Here is a 21,908-nt window from a genome sequence, read left to right as displayed (position 1 = left end):
AAATGCCCTCGGCGCTTGTTCGCGTTCAACGTACTTCTGCAGGGCGGCGGGCCGCATAAAAAAGCCCCGTAAAAACAGGGCTCTAACTTATTCAGTCATTCCGACATGCAGAGTTTCCGCGGAAAACTCACTCTATGCTCAATGAAGTCGCTAAGCCATTGATTTTTCGGTGCGTTCCAAACCATTCAGTTACCGATACCTCTCAAAATACCCTCACCTGGAAAATCCGTTATTGCCGGTTTGTCGTACACTTCTCCGCAACGGGCATGGCGAAAAAAGTTTAGAAATCAAGGGTAACTGACGGCGCGCTGCGCTTTGCTACTCCTTGGTAAACGGCCTCAATATTATTCCCATCGGGGTCGAGTACGAAGGCAGCGTAATATCCAGGATGGTAGGCCCGCACGCCTGGTGGGCCATTGTCGTACCCTCCGTGCGCCAACGCAGCGTTGTAGAAGGCATCAACCGTCGCGCGATCTTTCGCTTGAAAAGCTAGATGATGCCGCCCAGTCAACTTGCCCGAAGCTGTCACGCTGTTTGAGGAGGATACGACAAGTTCATCGGCCACGAAGTAATCGCTTTCGGTGCTGAAAACAGGTATATCCAACACGGACATGACCGCCTTGTAAAAATTTTCGCTTGCCTTAAGATCGCGTACCACAAGCTGTATGTGGTCAAGCAGGCGGCCGCGATGAAGTCGATTTATTTCCATGATTGTTGCTTCCGCGAAAACGGGACTGTCGGTACTTCGCACCATTCTGAATAAACGCCAAGCGTCGTTTGCCAACGTTGTAAAATAATTATACCGCCCTTTTCCACGGAGGCGCGGAGACCGGCGTGGCACAATTTACCGGGATGATACTGACCCCATTGCCTGCCAAGGAGTGTTGGCGCTGACGTGTGAACGGTACCATTTTGTCGTGCATAGTTTCTGCCAGATGAGCAATCATTATCATCTGCTCGTTGAAACGGTCGAGGCAAATCTGTCGCAGGGCATGCGCCAACTGAATGACGTATATACCCAGCATTTCAATCGGCGCCACAAGCTTGTTGCAAGGTATACCAACAGCAGCGATACCATCTGGGGTGCCATTAAAAGAACCTGCCCGGCGTTACCAGGGCTTGCCTGACCAGGTATCCCGAAAAAGAAAAAGCCCCTGATAAATCAGGGGCTTGGTCTCATCCATCTATCCGGCTGTGCCAGAGGCCGCCGGATGGAAGATTATTCCCACTCGATCGTCGCCGGCGGCTTGCCCGAGATATCGTAGACGACGCGGTTGATGCCGCGTACTTCATTGATGATGCGGTTCGATACCTTGCCCAGCAGGCTGTGCGGCAGGTGCGCCCAGTGGGCCGTCATGAAGTCTTGCGTCTGCACGGCGCGCAGAGCAACCACGTATTCATAGGTACGGCCATCGCCCATCACGCCCACCGATTTGACGGGCAGGAAGACGGCGAAGGCCTGGCTGGTTGCTTCGTACCAGTTGGTCGGCACGCTGTCCTGATCGAAGCCAGGAACCACTACCGGCTCGTACGGCGTGTTGCGCAGTTCTTCGATGAAGATGGCGTCGGCCCGGCGCAGCAGGTCGGCGTAGTCTTTCTTGACTTCGCCGAGGATGCGCACGCCCAGGCCCGGGCCCGGGAACGGGTGGCGGTAGACCATGTCATGCGGCAAGCCCAGGGCCACGCCCAGTTTGCGCACTTCGTCCTTGAACAGTTCGCGCAAGGGTTCCAGCAACTTGAGCTTCATGGTGTCCGGCAAGCCGCCCACGTTGTGGTGGCTCTTGATGGTCTGGCCCTTCTTGCCTTTGCCCGCCGATTCGATCACGTCCGGGTAAATCGTGCCTTGCGCCAGCCATTTGGCGTTGACCAGCTTGCCCGATTCGACCTGGAAGACTTCGACGAATTCGCGGCCAATGATCTTGCGCTTTTGCTCGGGGTCGTTGACGCCGGCCAGGTGGCCCATGAACTGCTCTTCCGCATCGACGCGGATGACTTTCACGCCCAGGTTCTTGGCGAACATGTCCATCACCATCTTGCCTTCGTCCAGGCGCAGCAGGCCGTGGTCGACGAAGACGCAGGTCAGCTGGTCGCCGATGGCGCGGTGGATCAGGGCAGCGGCCACGGACGAATCGACACCGCCGGACAGGCCCAGGATGACGTCATCCGTACCGACTTGCGCACGGATTTTTTCTACCGCTTCGCTGATGTAGTCGGGCATGTTCCAGTCCGATTTGCAGCCGCAGATTTCATGCACGAAACGGCCGATCATGGCCTTGCCCTGCACCGTGTGCGTCACTTCCGGGTGGAATTGCACGCCGTAGAACTGGCGCTCTTCGTCGGCCATGGCGGCGATCGGGCAGCTCGGGGTGTTGCCCATCAGCTTGAAGCCTGGCGGCATTTCCAGCACTTTGTCGCCGTGGCTCATCCACACTTTCAGCATGCCGTGGCCTTCGTCGGTGACGAAGTCGGCAATACCGTTGAGCAACTTGGTGTGGCTGCGGGCGCGCACTTCAGCGTAGCCGAATTCGCGTACCAGGCCGTTTTCCACCTTGCCGCCCAGCTGGGCCGCCATGGTTTGCATGCCGTAGCAGATGCCCAGCACGGGTACGCCCAGCTCGAACACGGCTTGCGGCGCGCGCGGCGAATCGCCGTCCAGCGTGGAATTGTGGCTGCCCGACAGGATCACGCCGGCGGCGCCATAGTTGCGCACGAATTCGTCGCTGACGTCATACGGGAAGACTTCGGAAAACACGCCGGAATCGCGCACGCGGCGGGCGATCAACTGGGTGACTTGGGAACCGAAATCGAGAATGAGGATTTTAGAATGCATGATGGGGACTTTATCTGAGGTCATTACAAAACCGGCGCACTAGGCGCCGGTCTGGTCTGTCGCTAATTACTCTGAACGGTAGTTAGGTGCTTCTTTCGTGATCTGCACATCATGGACATGCGACTCGCGCATGCCGGCCGAGGTGATTTCCACGAATTCCGCTTTCTCGCGCAGTTCGTCGATGGTGGCGCAACCGCAGTAACCCATCGATTGACGCACGCCACCCACCAGCTGGAAGATGATCGCCAGCACGCTGCCTTTGTAGGCCACGCGGCCTTCGATACCTTCAGGCACGAACTTGTCGGCCTTCATGGTGGCGTCCTGGAAATAACGGTCAGCCGAACCATCGGACATCGCGCCCAGCGAGCCCATGCCGCGGTACGACTTGTAGCTGCGGCCCTGATACAGGATCACTTCGCCTGGCGCTTCTTCCGTACCGGCAAACATGGAACCCATCATGACGGTCGAGGCGCCAGCGGCCAGCGCTTTCGAGATATCGCCCGAGAAGCGGATACCGCCGTCGGCGATACATGGCACGCCCGTGCCTTCGAGTGCTTCGGCGACGTTCGAGATGGCCGTGATTTGCGGCACGCCCACACCAGCGACGATACGCGTGGTGCAGATCGAGCCAGGACCGATGCCGACCTTGACAGCATCGGCGCCGTACTCCACCAGCGCCTTGGCGGCGGCGGCGGTAGCGATATTGCCGCCAATCACTTCCACTTGCGGGTACTTGGTCTTGATCCAGCGTACGCGGTCCAGGATGCCTTGCGAGTGGCCGTGGGCCGTGTCGACCACCAGCACGTCGACGCCAGCGGCGACCAGCAGGTCGATGCGTTCTTCATCCTTGGCACCGACGCCGACGGCAGCGCCGACCAGCAGCTTGCCCTGGCTGTCTTTCGACGCGAACGGGTGGGAAGTCGACTTCTGGATATCCTTGACGGTGATCAGGCCACGCAGCTCAAACGCGTCGTTGACCACCAGCACGCGCTCGAGGCGGTGCTTGTTCATCAGGCGCTTGGCTTCGGCCGTGTCGGCATCTTCATTGACGACGACGAGTTTTTCGCGCGGGGTCATCTTGGCGGAGGCTTCCGCGTCGAGTTCCTTTTCAAAGCGCAAATCGCGGTTGGTAATGATACCGACCACTTCCTTGCCCTTGACGACAGGGAAACCGCTGATGCCGTATTGTTCCGTCAGCGCGATCACGTCGCGGATTTTCATGTCCGGCGGAATCGTGATCGGATCGCGCAGCACGCCAGCTTCGAAACGTTTTACACGGGCCACTTCACGTGCCTGGTCCTTCGGATTCAAATTCTTGTGGATGATACCGATGCCGCCTTCCTGGGCCATCGCGATCGCCAGACGGGCTTCCGTCACCGTATCCATGGCTGCGGACAGCAAGGGAATATTCAGGGTGATATTGCGGGTCAGGCGAGTTTTGAGGGACGTATCGGCGGGCAGAACGTTGGAGTAGGCTGGGACGAGCAGCACGTCATCGAATGTGAGTGCTTTTTGAAGTAGACGCATAGCATTTCCTATTGGCGCAAAAGCAGATTATACAGAAAAAAGCGCCCTCCGTCCTTGCAGCATAGAAAAGATATTTGAACATAGCAAAAGATCGCGCTCGCCAGACAGCGGTCACGCCGCCGCCCTGCCCGCTCAACCCTTCGCAGGCTTGCCGCTGGCACGCCGTCGGCGCGCCTCTTTCGGGTCCGCCTGCAAGGGGCGATACACTTCCACCCGGTCATGCTGGTGCAATACGGCATCGAGCGGCTTTCTCTTGCCATGGATACCCACCATATTGATGGCCAGGTCGATGCCAGGGACAGCCTGCAGCAAGCCGCTCTGCGCCACCGCCTGCTCGATGGTGGTGCCTGCAGGCACGTTCAGGGAACGCAGGAAGCTGCTATCGGGCAAGGCGTAGCAAACTTGCACCTCGATGGTAGCCTCAGCCATATACAGTCTCCGCGCGCTTGCAGAAGGAGTCGACCATGCTGTTGGCGATCATGCCGAAGACGGGGCCGATGATCTGTTCGAGCACGCGGCTGGAAAACTCGTAGTGCAGGTCCAGTTCGATTTTGCAGGCATCTTCACGCAGGGCCTTGAAGGTCCACACGCCATCGAGGGTCTTGAAAGGACCGTCCACCAGCTTCATCTTGATGGAGGTTGGCGGCACGTTCTCGTTGGACGTGGTGAAGCTTTGGCGCACGCCGTGGTAATGTATGCCCACGCTGGCGACAACCGTGTTCTCGCCCCGCTCGCGAACCTCGACCGCACCGCACCAGGGCAGGAATTTGGGATAATCCTCCACCGCCGCCACCAGCGCGAACATTTGTTCGGCGCTATAGCCGAGAAAAACTGATTTATGTACTACTGCCATTGAAGAACCATTTGCTATGATGTTGGATACATTTGATTTGATCGCGCTTGCGCGAGACAGTAGTTTAACCGACCCGCGCACATTTACCATCTCATGACCATAGCAGACAACAGAAAAGCCTTCCACGACTACTTTATCGAGGATCGCTACGAAGCCGGCATCGTGCTGGAAGGCTGGGAAGTCAAAGCCATCCGCGACGCCCGCGTACAAATCAAGGAAGCCTACGTCGTCGTCCGCGGCGATGAGCTCTTCCTGTTCGGCGCGCATATCAGCGCCCTGCCGACCGCCTCCACCCATATCCACCCGGAAGCCGTACGCACGCGCAAGCTGCTGCTGCACCGTACGGAAATGGATAAACTGATCGGCAAGGTGGAACGCTCCGGCTATACGCTGGTGCCGCTCAACCTGCATTACAAGGGCGGCCGCGTGAAATGCGAAATCGGCCTGGCCAAGGGCAAGAAACAGCACGACAAGCGGGCAGCCGAGCGCGACCGCGATGGCGCGCGCGAAGTGCAGGCGGCGATGAAGTCGCACCGCCGCTGATCCGGCACCACGCGCAGCGTGCTGCGAGCGTATCAACAAGCCCGGCTATATGCCGGGTTTTATTTTGCCACTATCTACAACAAACGGAAAAAAAGCGCGGCGTGGCAGGATTAAAACAGGGAGGGAATGAGATAAGGCGGGAAAAAAGACTGGCATTGATAAAAATACCATGGAGATAAGCCGAGGTAAATCAGCTTGACCGAGCTGGCCAACGAGAGAGAATCAACAAAGTTCCGGATGCTTGCAAGCTGCCTTGTACTACACCTGTACCACTCCACAGGACAAGCATCCGAATGAACGGTTTTTAAACCTTCAGGATTACACCTTCAGCAGATCGCGCGACTTACCCGAATCGGTCCACTCTTTGACCCATTTCGGTTGACGGCCACGGCCAGTCCATTGCTGCGTCGCATCATCCGGATTGCGATAGCGAACAGCAACCGTGCCCGTTTTAGCGCGAATCCCTGTACCAACCAGGTCTTTTACGGAAACGCCGACGCTCTGGGCAATCGCCAGGATTTGCTCGCGCGCTTTGGACAGGTCATCCTGTTCGCGTTTCTTCATTTGCTTCTTGATGTCGTCCTGCAAGGTGCGCAGCTCGGACAGGGATAAGTTCGACAGATCCATGATATTTCCTTGTGTGAGTTGAAAAATATAACTGAACAGTTAAATTCTATCCAATTGTAACGCGACTGAGGTGTTTTTTCTTGAGATTTGGTGGTTTTTTACAATTCTTTTACCAAAACCCCTACTTCCCGGGTTTTCAAGCACTGCAAGCCTCCAATCACGGGGAGCGGGCATCGCGCATGGACTGTCTGCGCAAGCGCCATTGCTTTGTGCGGCTGCGATTCAATACAGCGCCATCGGCTGTATTTATTTTGCAGTACTTTCTGTTTCATTGCAATTTATAGTAATTATAAATTGCAATTCAAAATATACACGGACCCAATACTATCGCCAATCGTGCATCGCCTGCAAACGCTACCCGGCATCCTGCGTGGCAGAGATTACGCCAACCAAAGAAATAAACGCCGCATGACAACACATAATTCTGAAAGTGCGCACAGCATAGCATGAAGAAAATATTTTCAACGTAATTCATTCAGCCGCCGATACTCCAGCCCTGCCGCCACATATTACAGGCGACACAAATGCAAACTGCCCGCTAGACAGCGGGCAGTATTGAAAAAACCTTGCTACAAGCTTGCTACTCACCCAGCAAGTCAGGTAATCAGGTAATCATGGCATAGTCACGCTGCCTTTCGGCTTCTGCGTTTTCACCACCTGCATCGCCGTGGCGATCAAGCCACTGATATCACCCAGATTGGCCGGCACGATAATCGAGTTATTCGTTTTCGCCAATTGCGCGAACGCGCCCACATACTGTTCAGCCACTTTCAGGTTGACGGCGTCTTCACCGCCCGGCTCGCGGATGGCGGCGCCCACCTGGCGCAGCGCTTCGGCACTGGCTTGCGCCAGCGCGACGATGGCCGTAGCCTGGCCTTCGGCGCGGTTGATCGATGCCTGCTTCTCGCCTTCCGAGCGGGCAATGTTCGCTTCGCGCTCACCGCTGGCAATATTGATCTGCTCCTGCTTGCGCCCCTCCGAAGCGGCAATCAGTGCGCGCTTTTCGCGCTCGGCCGTAATCTGCGCCTGCATCGCATGCAGGATCTCCTTGGGCGGCGTCAAATCCTTGATTTCATAACGCAATACCTTGACACCCCAATTCGCCGCCGATTCATCGATCGCATTCACGATGGCCGTATTAATATGGTCGCGCTCTTCAAATGTCTTGTCGAGTTCCATTTTACCGATCACCGAACGCAAGGTCGTTTGTGCCAACTGCGTAATGGCAGCAATATAATTCGACGAGCCATACGAAGCACGCATGGCATCGGTAATCTGAAAATACAGAATGCCATCGACCTGCAATTGCGTATTGTCACGCGTAATGCATACCTGCGGCGGCACGTCGAGTGGAATTTCCTTGAGCACGTGCTTGTAAGCGATGCGGTCGACGAAAGGCACGACAATATTCAGGCCAGGGCCCAATACCGCGTGGAACTTGCCCAGGCGCTCCACCACCCAGGCATGCTGCTGCGGCACCACATTGACCGTCTTGAAGACAAATACCAATGCCAGCAATAACAAGATCAGCGACATGCTTCCGATGCTTACTTCCATAATCTACTCTCCAGGTTATCCAACAATCAAACGGCTGCCACGCACGGCACGTATGGTGTAATGACCGGCCTGCGTATCGCTGCCGGGAATCAGTTCCACATCCCACAAGGCGCCGCGATACATGACGCGCGCCGCGCCATCGACCCAATGCGCGACCGCCACGCTTTGGCCGATATCCAGGTTCACATTCGGATCCTGTGCCGCATCGCGCCGCCCCGCCCTGCCAAAACGGCTGCGCCGCAATAACAGCGTGGCCGCTACGCCGACGATGGCGGCTGTCATGGCCTGCCAGCTGCCATTGCCGCCCGCCAGCGCCACCAGTCCTCCAGCACCGATACCGATGGCGATCATCAGCAAATAAAACGTGCCCGTAAACAGTTCCAGGATCAATACCGCGCCAGCTGCCACGAACCAGCCTACCCATTCAGCCATGATGCCTCCACTCTTGCGATTCCAAAAATAAAAAACCCCGCAGCCTATATAAGCGACGGGGTTTAATGCGCAATGCTGCCTGATATTCTTCTTGCCAAACACCTATATGCAAACAGTCTAACGCAATTCCTGATGGCGTCAATAGCCGGGGGCGAATTAGCGCCACCGGCCAGGCTTTTATTCCTCGAGCAGGCTGCGCAGCATCCACGCCGTCTTTTCATGCAAATCGAGACGTTGCGTGATCAGGTCGGCCGTCGGCTGGTCATTGGCTTTTTCCAGCAGCGGGAACAAGCGGCGCGCCGTGCGCGCGGTCGCTTCCTGCGCCGCCACCAGATGGCTGACCATGTCCAGCGCCGGCGGCACGCCGTCGATTTCCTTGATCGAGGCCAGCTTGACGAATTCCTTGTAGGTACCCGGCGCCGGATAGCCTAGGGCGCGGATGCGCTCGGCGATCAGGTCCAGCGCGCCCCACTGCTCCGTGTATTGCGTCATGAACATCTGGTGCAGGGTGTTGAACATCGGTCCCTTGACGTTCCAATGAAAATTATGCGTCATCAGGTACAGGGTATAGCTGTCGGCCAGCAGGCCGGACAGGCCTTCCGCGATCTTCGCGCGGTCCGCCTCGGAAATGCCGATGTCGATCTTTGCAACTTTGCTCGGTTTCTTGCTTGCCATGAGAACTCCCGTTTCAATGTATTGGTGGAATCATTTTAGCTGATCTGGCGCAAGCCCATCGAATACTGCCGTGCGCCGCATGGCAGGCGTAAAAAAACCCGCTGCCAGGTGAGCGGCAGCGGGTTTTCAGAGGGCAGACGCTTACGCTTTCAGCGCAGCGAGCTTTTGCCAGGTGTCGATCACCGAGTCGGGATTCAGGGACATCGATTCGATGCCCTGCTCCATCAGCCAGACAGCGAAGTCAGGGTGATCCGAAGGACCCTGGCCGCAGATGCCGATGTACTTGCCGCGCGCCAGGCAAGCCTTGATGGCCAGCGACAGCAGGGCTTTGACGGCTGGATCGCGTTCGTCGAAGTCGGCGGCCAGCAATTCCATGCCGGAATCGCGGTCCAGGCCCAGGGTCAGCTGGGTCAGGTCGTTCGAACCGATCGAGAAGCCGTCGAAATGGTCGAGGAACTGGTCGGCCAGGATGGCGTTCGATGGCACTTCGCACATCATGATGACGCGCAAGTCGTTTTCGCCGCGCTTCAGGCCATTTTTCGCCAGCAGGTCGATGACTTTCTCGGCCTGGCCCAGGGTGCGCACGAATGGCACCATGATTTCCACGTTCGTCAGGCCCATGTCATTGCGCACGCGCTTCATCGCTTCGCATTCCATGTTGAACGCTTCGGAGAAGTCGGCCGACAGGTAGCGCGCCGCGCCGCGGAAGCCCAGCATCGGGTTTTCCTCGTCCGGCTCATAGCGCGAACCGCCGATCAGCTTCTTGTACTCGTTCGACTTGAAGTCGGACAGGCGCACGATGACTTTTTTCGGCCAGAATGCAGCAGCGATGGTGGCGATGCCCTCGGCCAGCTTGTCGATATAAAACGCTTTCGGCGAAGCATGACCGCGCGCCACCGATTCCACGGCCTTTTTCAGGTCGGCATCGATGTTCGGGTATTCCAGGATCGCGCGCGGGTGCACACCAATATTGTTATTGATGATGAATTCCAGGCGCGCCAGGCCCACGCCGGCATTCGGCACGGACTGGAAGTCGAACGCCAGTTGCGGATTGCCCACGTTGAGCATGATCTTGGTGTCGAGCTTCGGCAATTCGCCGCGCGACACTTCCGACACTTCCGTTTCCAGCAAGCCATCGTAGATCTTGCCCTCATCGCCTTCGGAGCACACCACGGTGACGAAGGTGCCGTCTTTCAGCACGTCGGTGGCGTTGCCGCAGCCGACGACAGCCGGCACACCGAGTTCACGCGCAATAATTGCTGCGTGGCAAGTACGACCGCCACGGTTGGTGACGATGGCCGCAGCGCGCTTCATGACCGGTTCCCAGTTCGGGTCCGTCATGTCGGCAACGAGCACGTCGCCTGGCTGCACGCGTTCCATGTCGGCCGGGTCGTGAATCACGCGCACGGGGCCGGCGCCAATCTTCTGGCCGATGGCGCGGCCCGACGTCAGCACGGTACCGGTGCTCTTCAGCTTGAAGCGTTCCTGCACGTCGGTCGCCTTTTGCTGCGACTTGACGGTTTCAGGACGCGCTTGCAGGATGTACAGCTTGCCGTCGCGGCCATCCTTGCCCCACTCGATGTCCATCGGACGGCCGTAGTGGTTCTCGATGATGACGGCGTACTTTGCCAGCTCCACCACTTCGCTGTCGTTCAGCGAGTAGCGGTTGCGCATTTCGACGGGCACGTCGACGGTTTTCACGGAACGGCCAGCTTTCGCTTCGTTCGTGAATTCCATTTTCAGCAGCTTGGAGCCGATATTACGGCGGATCACAGGCGACTTGCCTTTTTCCAGCATCGGCTTGTGCACATAGAATTCGTCGGGATTGACGGCGCCCTGTACCACGGTTTCGCCCAGGCCATAGCTGGAGGTGACGAAGACCACGTCCTTGAAGCCCGACTCCGTGTCGATGGTGAACATCACGCCGGCCGCGCCCAGGTCGGAACGCACCATGCGCTGCACGCCGGCCGACAAGGCGACTTCCGCATGCGTAAAGCCCTTGTGCACGCGATACGAGATGGCGCGGTCGTTGTACAGGGAGGCGAACACCTGTTTCATGGCGTCGAGCACGTTGTCGATGCCGACCACGTTCAGGAAGGTTTCTTGCTGACCAGCAAACGACGCGTCCGGCAAGTCTTCCGCCGTGGCGGAGGAGCGCACGGCAAACGACATTTCGGTATCGGAATCGGCCACCAGCTTGGCGTAGAACTGGTCGATTTCGGCAGCCAGGCGTGGCTGGAATGGCGTTTCCACGATCCATTGACGGATCTCGGCGCCGGCTTGCGCCAGCGAGCGCACGTCATCGATGTTCAGCCCGACGAGGCGCTGGGCGATGCGTTCGGCCAGCGGCAAGCCGCCGTTGGCGCTATACGACAGGAAATCGCGGAATGCCTGCGCCGTGGTGGCAAAGCCACCGGGCACGCGCACGCCGGCTTCCGCCAGCTGGCTGATCATTTCGCCCAGGGAGGCGTTCTTGCCGCCGACGGATTCGACATCCGTCATGCGCAAATGCTCGAACGAGGCAACATACACCGCGTCCTTGTCTTCCTGCTGTTGCGATACTGCGTTGGTCATAATGACACCCTTACTGATGATAGAAATCTTTACGCGCGGTGCACGGACAGTCTTCTTGTTATTCTTGGCGTCGTGCAGCACAATCATTACCGTTGCAGCCATTTTACCTTGTGCGGCGCAAATTGACGACGCACAATCTTGATCGAAAACCCATGACACAAGATCCACGCCCCCCCCTGCCCTCCGCGGCCCGCACCGTCTTCTTCGTTTCCGACGGTACCGGCATCACCGCCGAGACCTTCGGCCACTCGGTGCTGACGCAGTTCGATCTGCGTTTCCGCCAGATCCGCCTGCCCTTCATCGATACCATGGACAAGGCCTACGAGGCGGCGCGCAAGATCAACGAAGCCTTCGTCAGCGATGGCCAGCGCCCGATCATTTTCTCCACCCTGGTGAAGAACGACCTGTCGGCCGTGATCCGCAAGTCCAGCGGCATGCACATGGACCTGATCCAGACCTTTGTCGCCCCGCTGGAGCAGGAACTGGGCGTGATGTCGACCCACACCATCGGGCGCTCGCACAATATCGTCGACAGCGAAGAATACAAAAATCGCATCGAGGCGATCAACTATTCGCTGGCGCACGACGATGGACAGTCGCACAAGAACCTGTCCTCGGCCGATGTCATTCTGGTGGGTGTTTCGCGCTCTGGCAAGACCCCGACCAGCCTGTACCTGGCCATGCAATACGGTATCAAGGCGGCCAATTATCCGCTGATTCCCGACGATTTCGAGCGCGACAAGCTGCCTTCCGCCCTGCTGGAATTTAAGAATAAAATTTTCGGATTAAGCATTACGCCCGAACGTTTGTCGGAAATACGCAACGAAAGACGCGCTGGAAGCAAGTATGCGGCCATCGAAAATTGCCGTTACGAGGTCAACGAGGCAGAAAAAATGATGAAACGCGAAGGTATCCGCTGGCTCTCCTCGACCACCAAGTCGATCGAAGAAATTTCCACCACGATCCTGCAGGAGATCAAGCCGAACCGCCGCGATTACTAGAACGCCTGACCAAACCTGCTGCGCGTCGGTTTTGTCAGGTATTCGCCTCGCTGGACAGCACCGTCAGCGCGGCGACCAGTTGATCCAGTTCAGCGGTGGTGGTGGTGACGGCCACCGTGGCGCGCACGACGTCCATGTCGCCGATATTGCGCTGCACGGTAAAGACGCCAAAACGCTGCAGCAAGGCCTGTTGCAGCGCGCGTGCGTCCATGCCATCGACGGCAAACGCCACCAGCGCCGTGCCGCGCAGCGCATCGAGCGGCGACAGCAGGCGTACGCCAGGCAGTTGCGCGGCGCGGCTGACCCAGTAATCCCTCAGCCAGGCCAGGCGTGCCGTCTTGGCTGGCGTGCCGCCCAGGCGTTCATGAAAGTCCAGCGCGGCGGGCGCGGCCAGGATGGCGCTGATCGGCGGCATGCCCATGTGCAGACGACAGCGGATATCGTCCAATGGATAATCATCGTCGCCGAAATGCGGCTCGATCTTGTGCAGCTGCGCGGCGCGGATATACACAAAACCCAGCCCCGGCGGAGCACCCAGCCATTTATGTAAATTAAAACCGGCAAAATCGACATCCATCGCCCGCACGTCGAGCGCCACCTGCCCCAAGGCATGGGCACTATCGAGCACGACATCGATACCGTGTTCGCGCGCCAGCGCAATCAACGCGCGCAGCGGCAACTGCTGGCCATTCGCAGGCGTCACCTGCGACAGCAGCAACAATTTCGGCCTGACGGCCTGGCGCATGGCTTGCGCGTATCGGGCGATGATCTCGTCATCGCTGATGGGCAAGCTCAATGTGACTTGCGTGCTGGTGACGCCACGGCGCTGCGCCAGCCAGCGCATGGCCGTGCGCGTGGCCGGATAATCGAGATTACTCCACAACACGGTATCGCCGGGCGCCAGGCCATGGTATTGCGTGATCAGCACCTGCATGGACTCGGTGCCGCTGCGCGTCAGCAGGATTTCGTGCGGCTCGGCGTGGATCAGCGCGGCGACGCGCTGGCGCACAATATCCACATGCGTGCGCGTGAATTCGCCGCGCACGAAGGGACTCAGCTGCTCATTTGTGTAGCGCACGGCCTGCTCGAAGGCCGCTTGCACGGGCGCGGCCATGGCGCCGAAATAGCCATGTTCAAGATTGACGATCGCGTCCGGCGGCGCGGGATACAACGCGGCGACCTGGCGCCACCAGGCCTCGTCACGTGCGGCACCGTCGGCAAGCACAGGGAAAGACATGGCGACCCTGTTCAGGCCTGGCCCTGGCGCAGCTGCTCGAAGAAGCAGACGGCGGCGCAGGCGGCCACGTTCAGCGATTCGATCTGGCCCAGATGGGGAATGACCACCTGGTGCGTCGCCATCGACAGCAGGTCGTCGGCCACGCCCTGCCCTTCATGGCCGAACAGCCAGGCGACGGGTTGGCGCAAGTCGACGTCGTACAATCGCTGGGTGGCATAGCCGCTGGTGGCGAGTGTCGCCACCTTCGCGTCGGCGACCAGTGCCGCCAGATCGACATTTTCAAAGACGTCGAGCACGAAGTGCGCGCCCATCGCCGCGCGCAGCACCTTTGGCGACCAGCAGAAGGCCGTGCCCGCGCTGCAGTACACCTGCGTGATGCCGGCAGCGGCGGCGCTGCGCAGGATCGAACCCACATTGCCCGGGTCCTGCAGGTTATCGAGCAGCACGGCCGACACGCTCAGAGGCTGCGTGACGGCCCGATCCGGCGTCTCGATGAGGAACATCACGCCCACGCCGTGTTCGACCTGGCTCACCGCGTGATACAGCGCATCGGGCAAGCCCAGTACGTGCGCGCGCTGGCTTTCCAGCTGGCCGACGATCTCCATCACTTCCGGATTGCGCAAGGCGCTTTCGCTGACGATGCACTGCTCCGGCATGCCGCGCAGCTGCAGGTACGACTGGCACAGGTGCACGCCATCGAGCAAGGTGCGGCCGGACTTGCGGCGCGCCTGCGAACTGCCCGCCAGTTTCAGCAGCTCCTTGTATTGCGCATTGTCGCGCGAGGTAATCGTCTTCATGCCACCACCTCTTGGCCACCGAACAGGGCGATCACGTTGCGCACGGGCGCGAACGAGCGGCGGTGTACGGGCGAAGCGCCGTGCAGGTGCAGGCGCTCCAGGTGCAGCTTGGTGCCATAGCCCTTGTGCTGGTCGAAGCAGTACTCGGGATAGGCCGCGTGCAGGTGCACCAGGGCCGCGTCGCGCGCCGTCTTGGCCAGGATCGAGGCGGCGGAAATCGAATCGACCTTGTCGTCGCCGCCGATGATGGCCATGCCGCGTATCGGCATCACGGGGCAGCGGTTGCCGTCGATCAGGGCCAGGGTCGGCACGGTAGCCAACGCCTCGACGGCGCGGCGCATGGCCAGCATCGACGCCTGCAAAATGTTCAGGCGGTCGATTTCCTCTTCCGACGCTTCGGCGATGGCCCAGGCCAGGGCCTTGGCCTTGATCTGCGGCGCAAGCAAGTCGCGTTTGGCCTCGCTGAGCTTTTTCGAGTCGCGCAAGCCGTCGATCGGCTGGTTCGGGTCGAGGATCACGGCGGCGGCGAACACGGGGCCGGCCAGCGGACCGCGGCCTGCCTCGTCGACGCCGCAGATGATTTCATCGAGCGAGAATGGCAAGTCGTCAAACAGGCCGGGATAGATATTTTTCACGTTGAATCTTTGGTTGGTAATGCGCTTGAAGCGGTGATCGGAGTTACTTGCGGTTGGCGGCGATGACTTGCATGACGGCGTTGGCGCTCTCGCGCGCGCTGTCGCGCAGCAGGCTGTGGTGCATGTCCGTGAAGCGCTGCACCAGGCGCAAACGGCCCGGCACGTCGCTCAACTGCTGCCACATGGACTCGGCCAAGGCCTCGGGGCTGGCCGCGTTTTGCAGCAGCTCGGGCACCAGGTAATCGCGCGCCAGGATGTTTGGCAGCCCAATCCACGGCTGGTAGCCCATGTGGCGCATGATTTCCCACGAGGCGCGCATCATCTTGTAGGCGATGACCATGGGCTTCTTGTACAGCGCCACTTCCAGCGATGCCGTGCCAGATGCCACCAATACCGCATCGGCGGCGCAGATGGCCGTGTGCGAGCCGCCATCGGTGAGCAGTATCTCGACGTCCTGCAAGCCAGCTTCTGCTATCAATTGCAGGAAATACTGGCGCTGTTTCTCGCCGGCCATGGGTGCGACGAAACGCAAGGAGCGGTCGCGCGCCAGCAGCAGCTTGCAGGCGGCCACGAACGCCACCGCATTGTATTTGAGTTCGCCCATGCGGCTGCCCGGCATCAGGGTCACCACGTTGGCGTCCTCGGGCAAGCCCAGGGCGCGGCGCGCGGCCGCTTCGTCGGGCTGCAGGGGAATCATCTCGGCCAGCGGATGGCCGACATAGGTGACGGGCACGCCCGCCTTGCGATAGATCTCTTCCTCGAAGGGGAAGATCACCAGCATGTGCGAGACAGCCTTGATGATTTTCTTGATGCGTCCACCGCGCCAGGCCCAAATCTGCGGCCCGATGTAGTGCACGGTGGGGATGCCGCCTTCCTTCAGTTGCTGTTCCAGTCCCAGGTTGAAGCCGGGATAGTCGGCGCCGATGAAGACGGCGGGACGCTCCGCCAGCAGCTGATCGCGCAGCGCGTTCTGGATGCCCTTGATTTCGCGGTAGCGGGGAATGATCTCGAACAGGCCGCGCACGGTCAGCTTGTCGAGCGGCCAGTCGGAAACAAAACCCTGTTTGGCCATATGCTCGCCGCCGATGCCGTGGAAGCGCGTGCCGGGCAGCTGCGGCACGAGGCCAGACAGCAGCCGGCTGGCCAGCAGGTCGCCCGACACCTCGCCGGCGACGATGGCGACGTTGGCGACCGGCAGGCCGCTGGAATGGTCAGCGGACGATGCCACGCGACGCCACGCCAAGGAATTCGCGCATGGCGCGAATGTGTTGCGCCACCTCGGGCGACGAGGCCTGCTCTTCTTCGAACAGGGCTGCCTTGGATTCTTCCAGGGTCAGTCCTGAGCGGTAGATGAGTTTATACGCGGCGCGGATGCCGTTGATCTGCTCGCGCGTAAAGCCGCGGCGTTTCAAGCCCTCGATATTGACGCCATGCGCCTGTGCCGGATTGCCATTCAACAGGACAAACGGCGGCACGTCCTGCGTCAGGCTGGTGCTCATGCCGACAAAGGCGTGCGCGCCGATCTTGCAGAACTGGTGCACATTGGCGAAGCCGCTCATGATGACCCAGTCGCCGATCTCCACGTGGCCCGCCAGTTGGGCATTGTTCGAGAAAATCGTGTTGTTGCCCACCAGGCAGTCGTGCGCTAGGTGCACATACGCCGAGATCCAGTTGTCATTGCCCAGGCGCGTCACGCCGCCACCTTGCACGGTGCCCGTGTTGAAGGTGCAGAATTCGCGGATGGTGTTGCGGTCGCCGATTTCCAGGCGCGTCGCCTCGCCCGCCCATTTTTTATCCTGCGGCTGCGCGCCGATGGAAGAAAACTGGAACAGATGGTTGTCGCTGCCGATCGTCGTGTGGCCGTCGATGACCACGTGCGGGCCAACTTTGGTGCCAGCACCGATGCGCACGTGCGGACCGATGATGGTGTACGGACCCACCTCGACCGAGCTGTCGAGCTCAGCCTTCGGATCGATGACTGCCGTAGAGTGGATGGCCGCCATATCACTGCCCCGCTGGCTGGCTCGCAGACTGGCTCGCATCCTGCGCGCTACGGATGGTGCACATCAATTCCGCTTCCAGCGCGACCTTGCCGTCGACCGAGCCGACTGCCTTGTATTTCCAGATGCCGCGCGAGACGCGCAGGATTTCCACATCCATCTTCAGCTGGTCGCCCGGTTCGACAGGACGCTTGAAACGCGCATTGTCGATGCCGACAAAGTACACCACCGAATTTTCGTCGGGCTTGACGCCCATCGACAGGAACGACAGCAAGGCCGCCGTTTGCGCCAGCGCTTCGATCATCAGCACGCCAGGCATGACCGGCTTGTGCGGGAAATGGCCCTGGAAGAACTCTTCGTTGACCGTCACGTTCTTGATGGCGGTGATGGTTTTGTTCGCTTCCCAGTCTAGCACGCGGTCAACCAGCAGCAGCGGATAGCGGTGCGGCAGCAGCGATTTGATGGCCAGGATGTCGAGGGTCTTTTTTTCAGTAGTCATTTTTCGTCTTGCGTGGTCAGTGTTTTAATTGTTTTTTCAAGCGTGCGGATCTTCTCGCGCATGCTTGACAGGTTGCGCACGATGGCGGCGCTCTTTTCCCAGTCGGCATTCTTGGCCAGCGGATAAAAACCCGTGTACTGACCCGGTTCCGCGATCGAGCGCGAAACCATGCTGCCCGAGCCGACATGGACGCGGTCGGCGATCGTCAAATGACCGAGCACCATGGCGGCGCCGCCAAAGGTGCAGTACTTGCCGATGATGGCGCTGCCGGCTACGCCGACGCAGCCGGCCATGGCCGTGTGTGCGCCGATATGGCAGTTGTGGCCGATCTGGATCTGGTTATCGAGCTTGACGCCATCTTCGATGATGGTGTCGGCCAGTGCGCCACGGTCGATGGTGGTATTGGCGCCGATATCGACATCGTCACCGATCACCACCCTGCCCGTCTGCGGAATCTTGATGTACACGCCACCTTCGTTGGCGAAGCCGAATCCGTCGGTGCCGATCACGGCGCCGGAATGGATGATGCCGCGCTGGCCGATCACGCAACGCGCATGAAAGGTTACGTTGGCGAGCAATTGCGTGCCCGCGCCGATGACGGCGTCGCGCCCCACCACGCAGCCGGGGCCGATGACGCAGCCGGCACCGACGATGGCGCCGGCCTCGATCACCGCGTGCACGCCGATAGAGGCGCTGGCATCGACCTGCGCGCTGGCATCGACAAAGGCGCCCGGATGGATGCCGATTGGCGCCTTGATCTCATGCAGGGCGGCGAAATACTGCGCCGCGCGCGCGAAATACACATAGGGATTCGGTGTGACGATGCGCGCGCCGGCGTACCCGGCACCGATCAGCGCATCGTCGGCCGGCGTGAGTATCAGCGCCGCAGCGCCGCTCTGGGCGGCCTGCGCGCGAAATTTGCTATTGCTGAGAAAGCTGATGTGCGAAGCGCCGGCGTCGGCCAGCGGCGCGATCCCTGTGACTTCCAGGTTGGGATCGCCCGCCAATTGACCACCGAAGCGTTCGACCAATTCTCCTAGTCGAGTGCCCATCGATATACCCTTATAAAAACGCCTGACTATGCCTACTGCGCGGCGCGATTTGCGGTCTCCGATGCTCACTGTGCTTTAGCACAGCTCCGCTTCTCAACCACAACTCACATCCGCTCGCTACGGCACTGTCAGGCTTGAAACCGTTACTATTACTTGTCCAGCGCCTTCAAGACCTTGTCGGTAATGTCGATGCGCGGGCTGGCCCACAGGGCTTCCTGCAGCACGATGTCATATCCTTCGATATGCGCCATCTGCTGGATGATGGTGTTGGCTTTTTCCGCGATGGCGCTGCGCTCTTCGTTCGTGCGCTGGCTCAGGTCTTCGCGAAATTCGCGCTGGCGGCGTTGCAGCTCCTTGTCCAGCTCGAAGAACTCGCGCTGGCGCTTGGCGCGCTCGGCCTCGCTCAGGGTGGGCATGTCCTTTTCCAGGGCTTCGTTGGCCACCTTGAAGCGGCTGCCCAGTTCCTGCACGGCTTTTTCGCGCGAGCGGAACTCTTCGGCCAGCTTGGCGCTGGCCGCTTTGGCCAGCCTCGATTCGTTATAAATACGTTCGCTGCTGATCCAGGCGATCTTCGACTCCTGAGCCTGCGCCTGCACCGGCAACAGCGAACTCCAGCACAATGCGATCACGGCAAGGGACTTGGGCAGGGTAGCGGATGCGGTGTTCATGATACTCCATGGTCAAAAGGTAAAAGCTGTCGCCCCGGTTCAGATGGCCGGTTAAAAACCGGTGCCCATCTGGAACTGGAAGCGCTCCAGGCGGTCCGTCGGCTTGGCGTTCAGCGGTTTGGCATAGCTCAGCTTGAGCGGGCCCACCGGTGAAATCCAGCTGATGCCCAAGCCAGCAGAATAGCGCAATTGCGAGATCCGCATTTTTTCGCCTTCCTGGTAGACCTGGCCGCCGTCAAGGAAACCGAACCAGCGCAAGCTGCGGTCATTGCCCGAACCGGGGAATGGCATCTGCAGCTCGGCGTTAGCGATCAGGCGCGAAGCGCCGCCCAGTGCATCGTTGGTGCTCGGTTCGACCGCGCCCAGCGAGGAACTCAGGTAGCCGCGCACCGAACCGATGCCGCCACCGTAGAAGTTCTTGAAGACCGGATACACGTGATTGCCAATGCCGTGGCCGTAATCGAGCTCGCCTTTCAGCGCCAGGGTGACCTTGCTGAACAGCGGACGGAAATACTGGTGTTCATAGATGGCACGGAAGTACTTCTGGTCGCCGATCAGGTCAGCCTCCAGGTTGACGCGCTGGTAGCGACCGATCGATGGCGTCAGGGCGCTGTCGCGGCTGTCGCGCTGCCATGCCGCCGTCAACGGGATGGAATTGGTGGTAGCCGAACCGATACCGTCGGACGGGCCACCATTGTCTTTCACGTACTGCTTGAAGCGGACCGGGCTGGTGATGTCGGTTTCGATGCGCGAGCGCTCGGCGCCGATGCCGAAGAAGACGGTGTCGACTTCCGAGAATGGCACGCCGAAACTGACGCGACCACCGGTTTGCTTGATCTTGTAGCTGCCGATGTTCAGCGCCGGCGGTTCCGTCGTACGCAGGTAAACTTCAAAGCTGCGCGAAATGCCATCGTCCGTGAAGTACGGATTGGTTTGCGAAAACGCGATGGTGCGGCTGTAATGGCTGGTATTGAGTTCAATGCCGACCGTGTTGCCGCTACCGGCGAAGTTGGCCTGCGAAATCGATGCCGACAGGGTGAATTTTTCCGATTGCGAGAAGGCGCCGCCGATCAGGAAGTTACCCGTTGGTTTTTCCACCACCGTCACGTTGACGTCGACCTGGTCGGTCGTGCCCTGCGCTTCCGGCGTGTCGATGGTCACGTCCTTGAAGTAGCCGAGGCGGTCGACCCGGTCGCGCGACAGTTTGATCTTGTTGCTGTCGTACCAGGACGATTCGAACTGGCGGAATTCGCGGCGGATGACTTCATCGCGCGTGGTGGTGTTGCCGGCAATATTCATGTGGCGCACGTACACGCGCTTGCCCGGATCGATGAAGAAAGTAAAACCCACTTCATGCTTGTCGCGGTTGATTTCCGGATTGGCATTGACGTTGGCAAAGGCATAGCCGAACGTGGCCAGGCGGTCCTGGATGCGCTTGTTCGTGGCCGTCAGGCGCGCGCCCGAGTAAATCTCGCCTTCGCGCATCAGGTTCAGGGATTTCAGCTCTTCTTCGCGGCCGAACATCTCGCCTTCGAACTTGGTGCCGGCGATCTTGTACTTTTCACCTTCGGTGATATTGATCGTCAGGTAAATGTCTTTTTTATCGGGCGTGATCGACACTTGCGTGGAGTCGACCTGCATCTCGATATAGCCACGGTCCAGGTAGTAGGACTTCAGCGACTCGATGTCGCCCGTCAGCTTGGTCTTTGAATACTGGTCGGCCTTGGTGTACCAGCTGAACCAGCCGCCCGTGTTCAGGGCCAGCTGTTCGCGCAGTTCCTTGTCCGTGAAGGCCTTGTTGCCGACGATGTTGATCTGCTTGATGCGGGCCACGTCGCCCTCGTCGACGGCGAACACCACGTTGACGCGGTTGCGCTCGATCGGCGTGACGGTGGTGGTGATCTTCACGCCGTACAGGCCATGCGACAGATACTGGCGCTTGAGCTCCTGCTCCGCGCGGTCGACCGATGCCTTGTCGAAAATTTTCGCTTCGCCGACGCCGATTTCCTTCAATGCCTTGACCAGCACATCTTTTTCAAATTCCTTGGTGCCCGTGAATTCCACGGCAGCGATGGCCGGGCGCTCCTCGACCAGCACCACCAGCACGTCGCCATCGACTTCCAGGCGCACGTCCTTGAAAAACCCCGTCGCGTACAGGGCTTTGATGGCGGCGATACTCTTCTCGTCGGAGAACGTTTCGCCGACGCGCACCGGCAGGTAGCTGAAAACAGTACCCGCTTCAGTACGCTGGATCCCTTCGACCCGGATGTCCTTGACAGTAAATGGCTGGACGGCCAGCGCATGGCCGGCACAGAAGGCCATGACGGCGGCGCCGATCAGGCTGCGACGAAAGGAAGGCAAGGCAAAACGAGCAGAATGTAATTTCATTGGGGTTATTCAA

The 21,908-nt window shown here is 59.5% G+C and carries 22 protein-coding genes; 3 read left to right on the top strand and 19 right to left on the bottom strand.

Going from position 1 to position 21,908, the window contains the following annotated elements:
* Positions 1-280: 280 nt before the first annotated feature.
* Complete coding sequence (locus tag ACP7EG_RS14670; protein ID WP_426088167.1) at positions 281-709, bottom strand: VOC family protein; 429 nt, start codon at positions 707-709, stop codon at positions 281-283.
* 133 nt (positions 710-842) lie between these two features.
* Here ACP7EG_RS14670 and ACP7EG_RS14665 point away from each other — a divergent pair, with 133 nt between their 5' ends.
* Positions 843-1,127 carry a transposase gene (locus ACP7EG_RS14665; RefSeq protein WP_426088495.1) on the top strand — a complete coding sequence of 95 codons (285 nt, stop codon included), beginning with the start codon at positions 843-845 and terminating at the stop codon, positions 1,125-1,127.
* 92 nt (positions 1,128-1,219) lie between these two features.
* Here ACP7EG_RS14665 and guaA read toward each other — a convergent pair whose 3' ends face one another.
* The 4 genes from guaA to ACP7EG_RS14645 all read right to left on the bottom strand — a co-directional run bounded on the left by guaA (position 1,220) and on the right by ACP7EG_RS14645 (position 5,210).
* Positions 1,220-2,830: a glutamine-hydrolyzing GMP synthase gene (guaA, locus tag ACP7EG_RS14660; RefSeq protein ID WP_426088166.1), complete on the bottom strand. Its 1,611-nt coding sequence runs from the start codon at positions 2,828-2,830 to the stop codon at positions 1,220-1,222.
* A gap of 66 nt (positions 2,831-2,896) precedes the next feature.
* Entirely contained in the window at positions 2,897-4,357 is a 1,461-nt protein-coding gene (guaB, locus tag ACP7EG_RS14655; protein ID WP_071077665.1) for an IMP dehydrogenase, read from the bottom strand.
* Between the two features lie 132 nt (positions 4,358-4,489).
* Complete coding sequence (locus tag ACP7EG_RS14650; protein ID WP_426088165.1) at positions 4,490-4,786, bottom strand: RnfH family protein; 297 nt, start codon at positions 4,784-4,786, stop codon at positions 4,490-4,492.
* Positions 4,779-5,210: a type II toxin-antitoxin system RatA family toxin gene (locus tag ACP7EG_RS14645; protein WP_071077738.1), complete on the bottom strand. Its 432-nt coding sequence runs from the start codon at positions 5,208-5,210 to the stop codon at positions 4,779-4,781. The genes ACP7EG_RS14650 and ACP7EG_RS14645 overlap by 8 nt, the downstream gene beginning before the upstream one ends.
* A gap of 93 nt (positions 5,211-5,303) precedes the next feature.
* On the opposite strand from ACP7EG_RS14645, the gene smpB reads away from it, so the two are divergent.
* Positions 5,304-5,753, top strand: a complete 450-nt coding sequence (gene smpB / locus ACP7EG_RS14640; RefSeq protein WP_034752217.1) for an SsrA-binding protein SmpB — start codon at positions 5,304-5,306, stop codon at positions 5,751-5,753.
* 318 nt (positions 5,754-6,071) lie between these two features.
* On the opposite strand, the gene ACP7EG_RS14635 is transcribed toward smpB, so the two are convergent.
* From ACP7EG_RS14635 to ppsA, 5 genes are all read right to left on the bottom strand, one after another.
* Entirely contained in the window at positions 6,072-6,380 is a 309-nt protein-coding gene (locus ACP7EG_RS14635; RefSeq protein WP_071077739.1) for an H-NS family nucleoid-associated regulatory protein, read from the bottom strand.
* Between the two features lie 612 nt (positions 6,381-6,992).
* Complete coding sequence (locus ACP7EG_RS14630; RefSeq protein WP_096235123.1) at positions 6,993-7,937, bottom strand: SPFH domain-containing protein; 945 nt, start codon at positions 7,935-7,937, stop codon at positions 6,993-6,995.
* A 15-nt stretch (positions 7,938-7,952) separates the two neighbouring features.
* Complete coding sequence (locus ACP7EG_RS14625) at positions 7,953-8,369, bottom strand: NfeD family protein (RefSeq protein WP_096235122.1); 417 nt, start codon at positions 8,367-8,369, stop codon at positions 7,953-7,955.
* Positions 8,370-8,546: 177 nt separating this feature from the next.
* Positions 8,547-9,044, bottom strand: coding sequence for a Dps family protein (locus tag ACP7EG_RS14620; RefSeq protein ID WP_071077742.1), 498 nt, complete (start codon positions 9,042-9,044; stop codon positions 8,547-8,549).
* A gap of 141 nt (positions 9,045-9,185) precedes the next feature.
* Positions 9,186-11,618, bottom strand: coding sequence for a phosphoenolpyruvate synthase (ppsA, locus tag ACP7EG_RS14615; RefSeq protein ID WP_282409251.1), 2,433 nt, complete (start codon positions 11,616-11,618; stop codon positions 9,186-9,188).
* A gap of 152 nt (positions 11,619-11,770) precedes the next feature.
* Between ppsA and ppsR the strand changes: the two genes are divergently transcribed.
* Positions 11,771-12,619 carry a posphoenolpyruvate synthetase regulatory kinase/phosphorylase PpsR gene (gene ppsR, locus ACP7EG_RS14610; RefSeq protein WP_116744182.1) on the top strand — a complete coding sequence of 283 codons (849 nt, stop codon included), beginning with the start codon at positions 11,771-11,773 and terminating at the stop codon, positions 12,617-12,619.
* Between the two features lie 34 nt (positions 12,620-12,653).
* Here ppsR and ACP7EG_RS14605 read toward each other — a convergent pair whose 3' ends face one another.
* The 9 genes from ACP7EG_RS14605 to bamA all read right to left on the bottom strand — a co-directional run bounded on the left by ACP7EG_RS14605 (position 12,654) and on the right by bamA (position 21,895).
* A complete protein-coding gene (locus ACP7EG_RS14605; protein WP_426088164.1) occupies positions 12,654-13,856 on the bottom strand; it encodes an aminotransferase class V-fold PLP-dependent enzyme in 1,203 nt (400 codons plus the stop codon).
* Between the two features lie 11 nt (positions 13,857-13,867).
* Positions 13,868-14,653, bottom strand: a complete 786-nt coding sequence (locus ACP7EG_RS14600; protein WP_426088163.1) for a TrmH family RNA methyltransferase — start codon at positions 14,651-14,653, stop codon at positions 13,868-13,870.
* Entirely contained in the window at positions 14,650-15,288 is a 639-nt protein-coding gene (rnhB, locus tag ACP7EG_RS14595; RefSeq protein ID WP_099379858.1) for a ribonuclease HII, read from the bottom strand. The genes ACP7EG_RS14600 and rnhB overlap by 4 nt, the downstream gene beginning before the upstream one ends.
* Before the next feature lie 43 nt (positions 15,289-15,331).
* On the bottom strand, positions 15,332-16,516 hold the full coding sequence (gene lpxB, locus ACP7EG_RS14590; RefSeq protein WP_426088162.1) for a lipid-A-disaccharide synthase: 1,185 nt from the start codon (positions 16,514-16,516) through the stop codon (positions 15,332-15,334).
* Positions 16,500-17,291 (bottom strand): acyl-ACP--UDP-N-acetylglucosamine O-acyltransferase, encoded by a 792-nt coding sequence (gene lpxA / locus ACP7EG_RS14585; RefSeq protein ID WP_096235117.1) that lies wholly within the window; start codon positions 17,289-17,291, stop codon positions 16,500-16,502. Before lpxA ends, lpxB begins: the two co-directional genes overlap by 17 nt.
* 1 nt (position 17,292) lies before the next feature.
* Positions 17,293-17,787 carry a 3-hydroxyacyl-ACP dehydratase FabZ gene (gene fabZ / locus ACP7EG_RS14580; protein ID WP_071077748.1) on the bottom strand — a complete coding sequence of 165 codons (495 nt, stop codon included), beginning with the start codon at positions 17,785-17,787 and terminating at the stop codon, positions 17,293-17,295.
* Positions 17,784-18,839 carry a UDP-3-O-(3-hydroxymyristoyl)glucosamine N-acyltransferase gene (gene lpxD, locus ACP7EG_RS14575; protein WP_426088161.1) on the bottom strand — a complete coding sequence of 352 codons (1,056 nt, stop codon included), beginning with the start codon at positions 18,837-18,839 and terminating at the stop codon, positions 17,784-17,786. The genes fabZ and lpxD overlap by 4 nt, the downstream gene beginning before the upstream one ends.
* 149 nt (positions 18,840-18,988) lie before the next feature.
* Entirely contained in the window at positions 18,989-19,507 is a 519-nt protein-coding gene (locus ACP7EG_RS14570; RefSeq protein WP_071077751.1) for an OmpH family outer membrane protein, read from the bottom strand.
* 51 nt (positions 19,508-19,558) lie between these two features.
* Positions 19,559-21,895: an outer membrane protein assembly factor BamA gene (gene bamA / locus ACP7EG_RS14565; RefSeq protein WP_426088160.1), complete on the bottom strand. Its 2,337-nt coding sequence runs from the start codon at positions 21,893-21,895 to the stop codon at positions 19,559-19,561.
* Between the last annotated feature and the right edge of the window lie 13 nt (positions 21,896-21,908).

The sequence above is a fragment of the Janthinobacterium sp. PSPC1-1 genome, from assembly GCF_049897625.1.
GTDB classification, from domain to species: Bacteria; Pseudomonadota; Gammaproteobacteria; order Burkholderiales; family Burkholderiaceae_D; genus Janthinobacterium; species Janthinobacterium tructae.
This window is presented reverse-complemented; position numbering and strand designations above follow the sequence as displayed.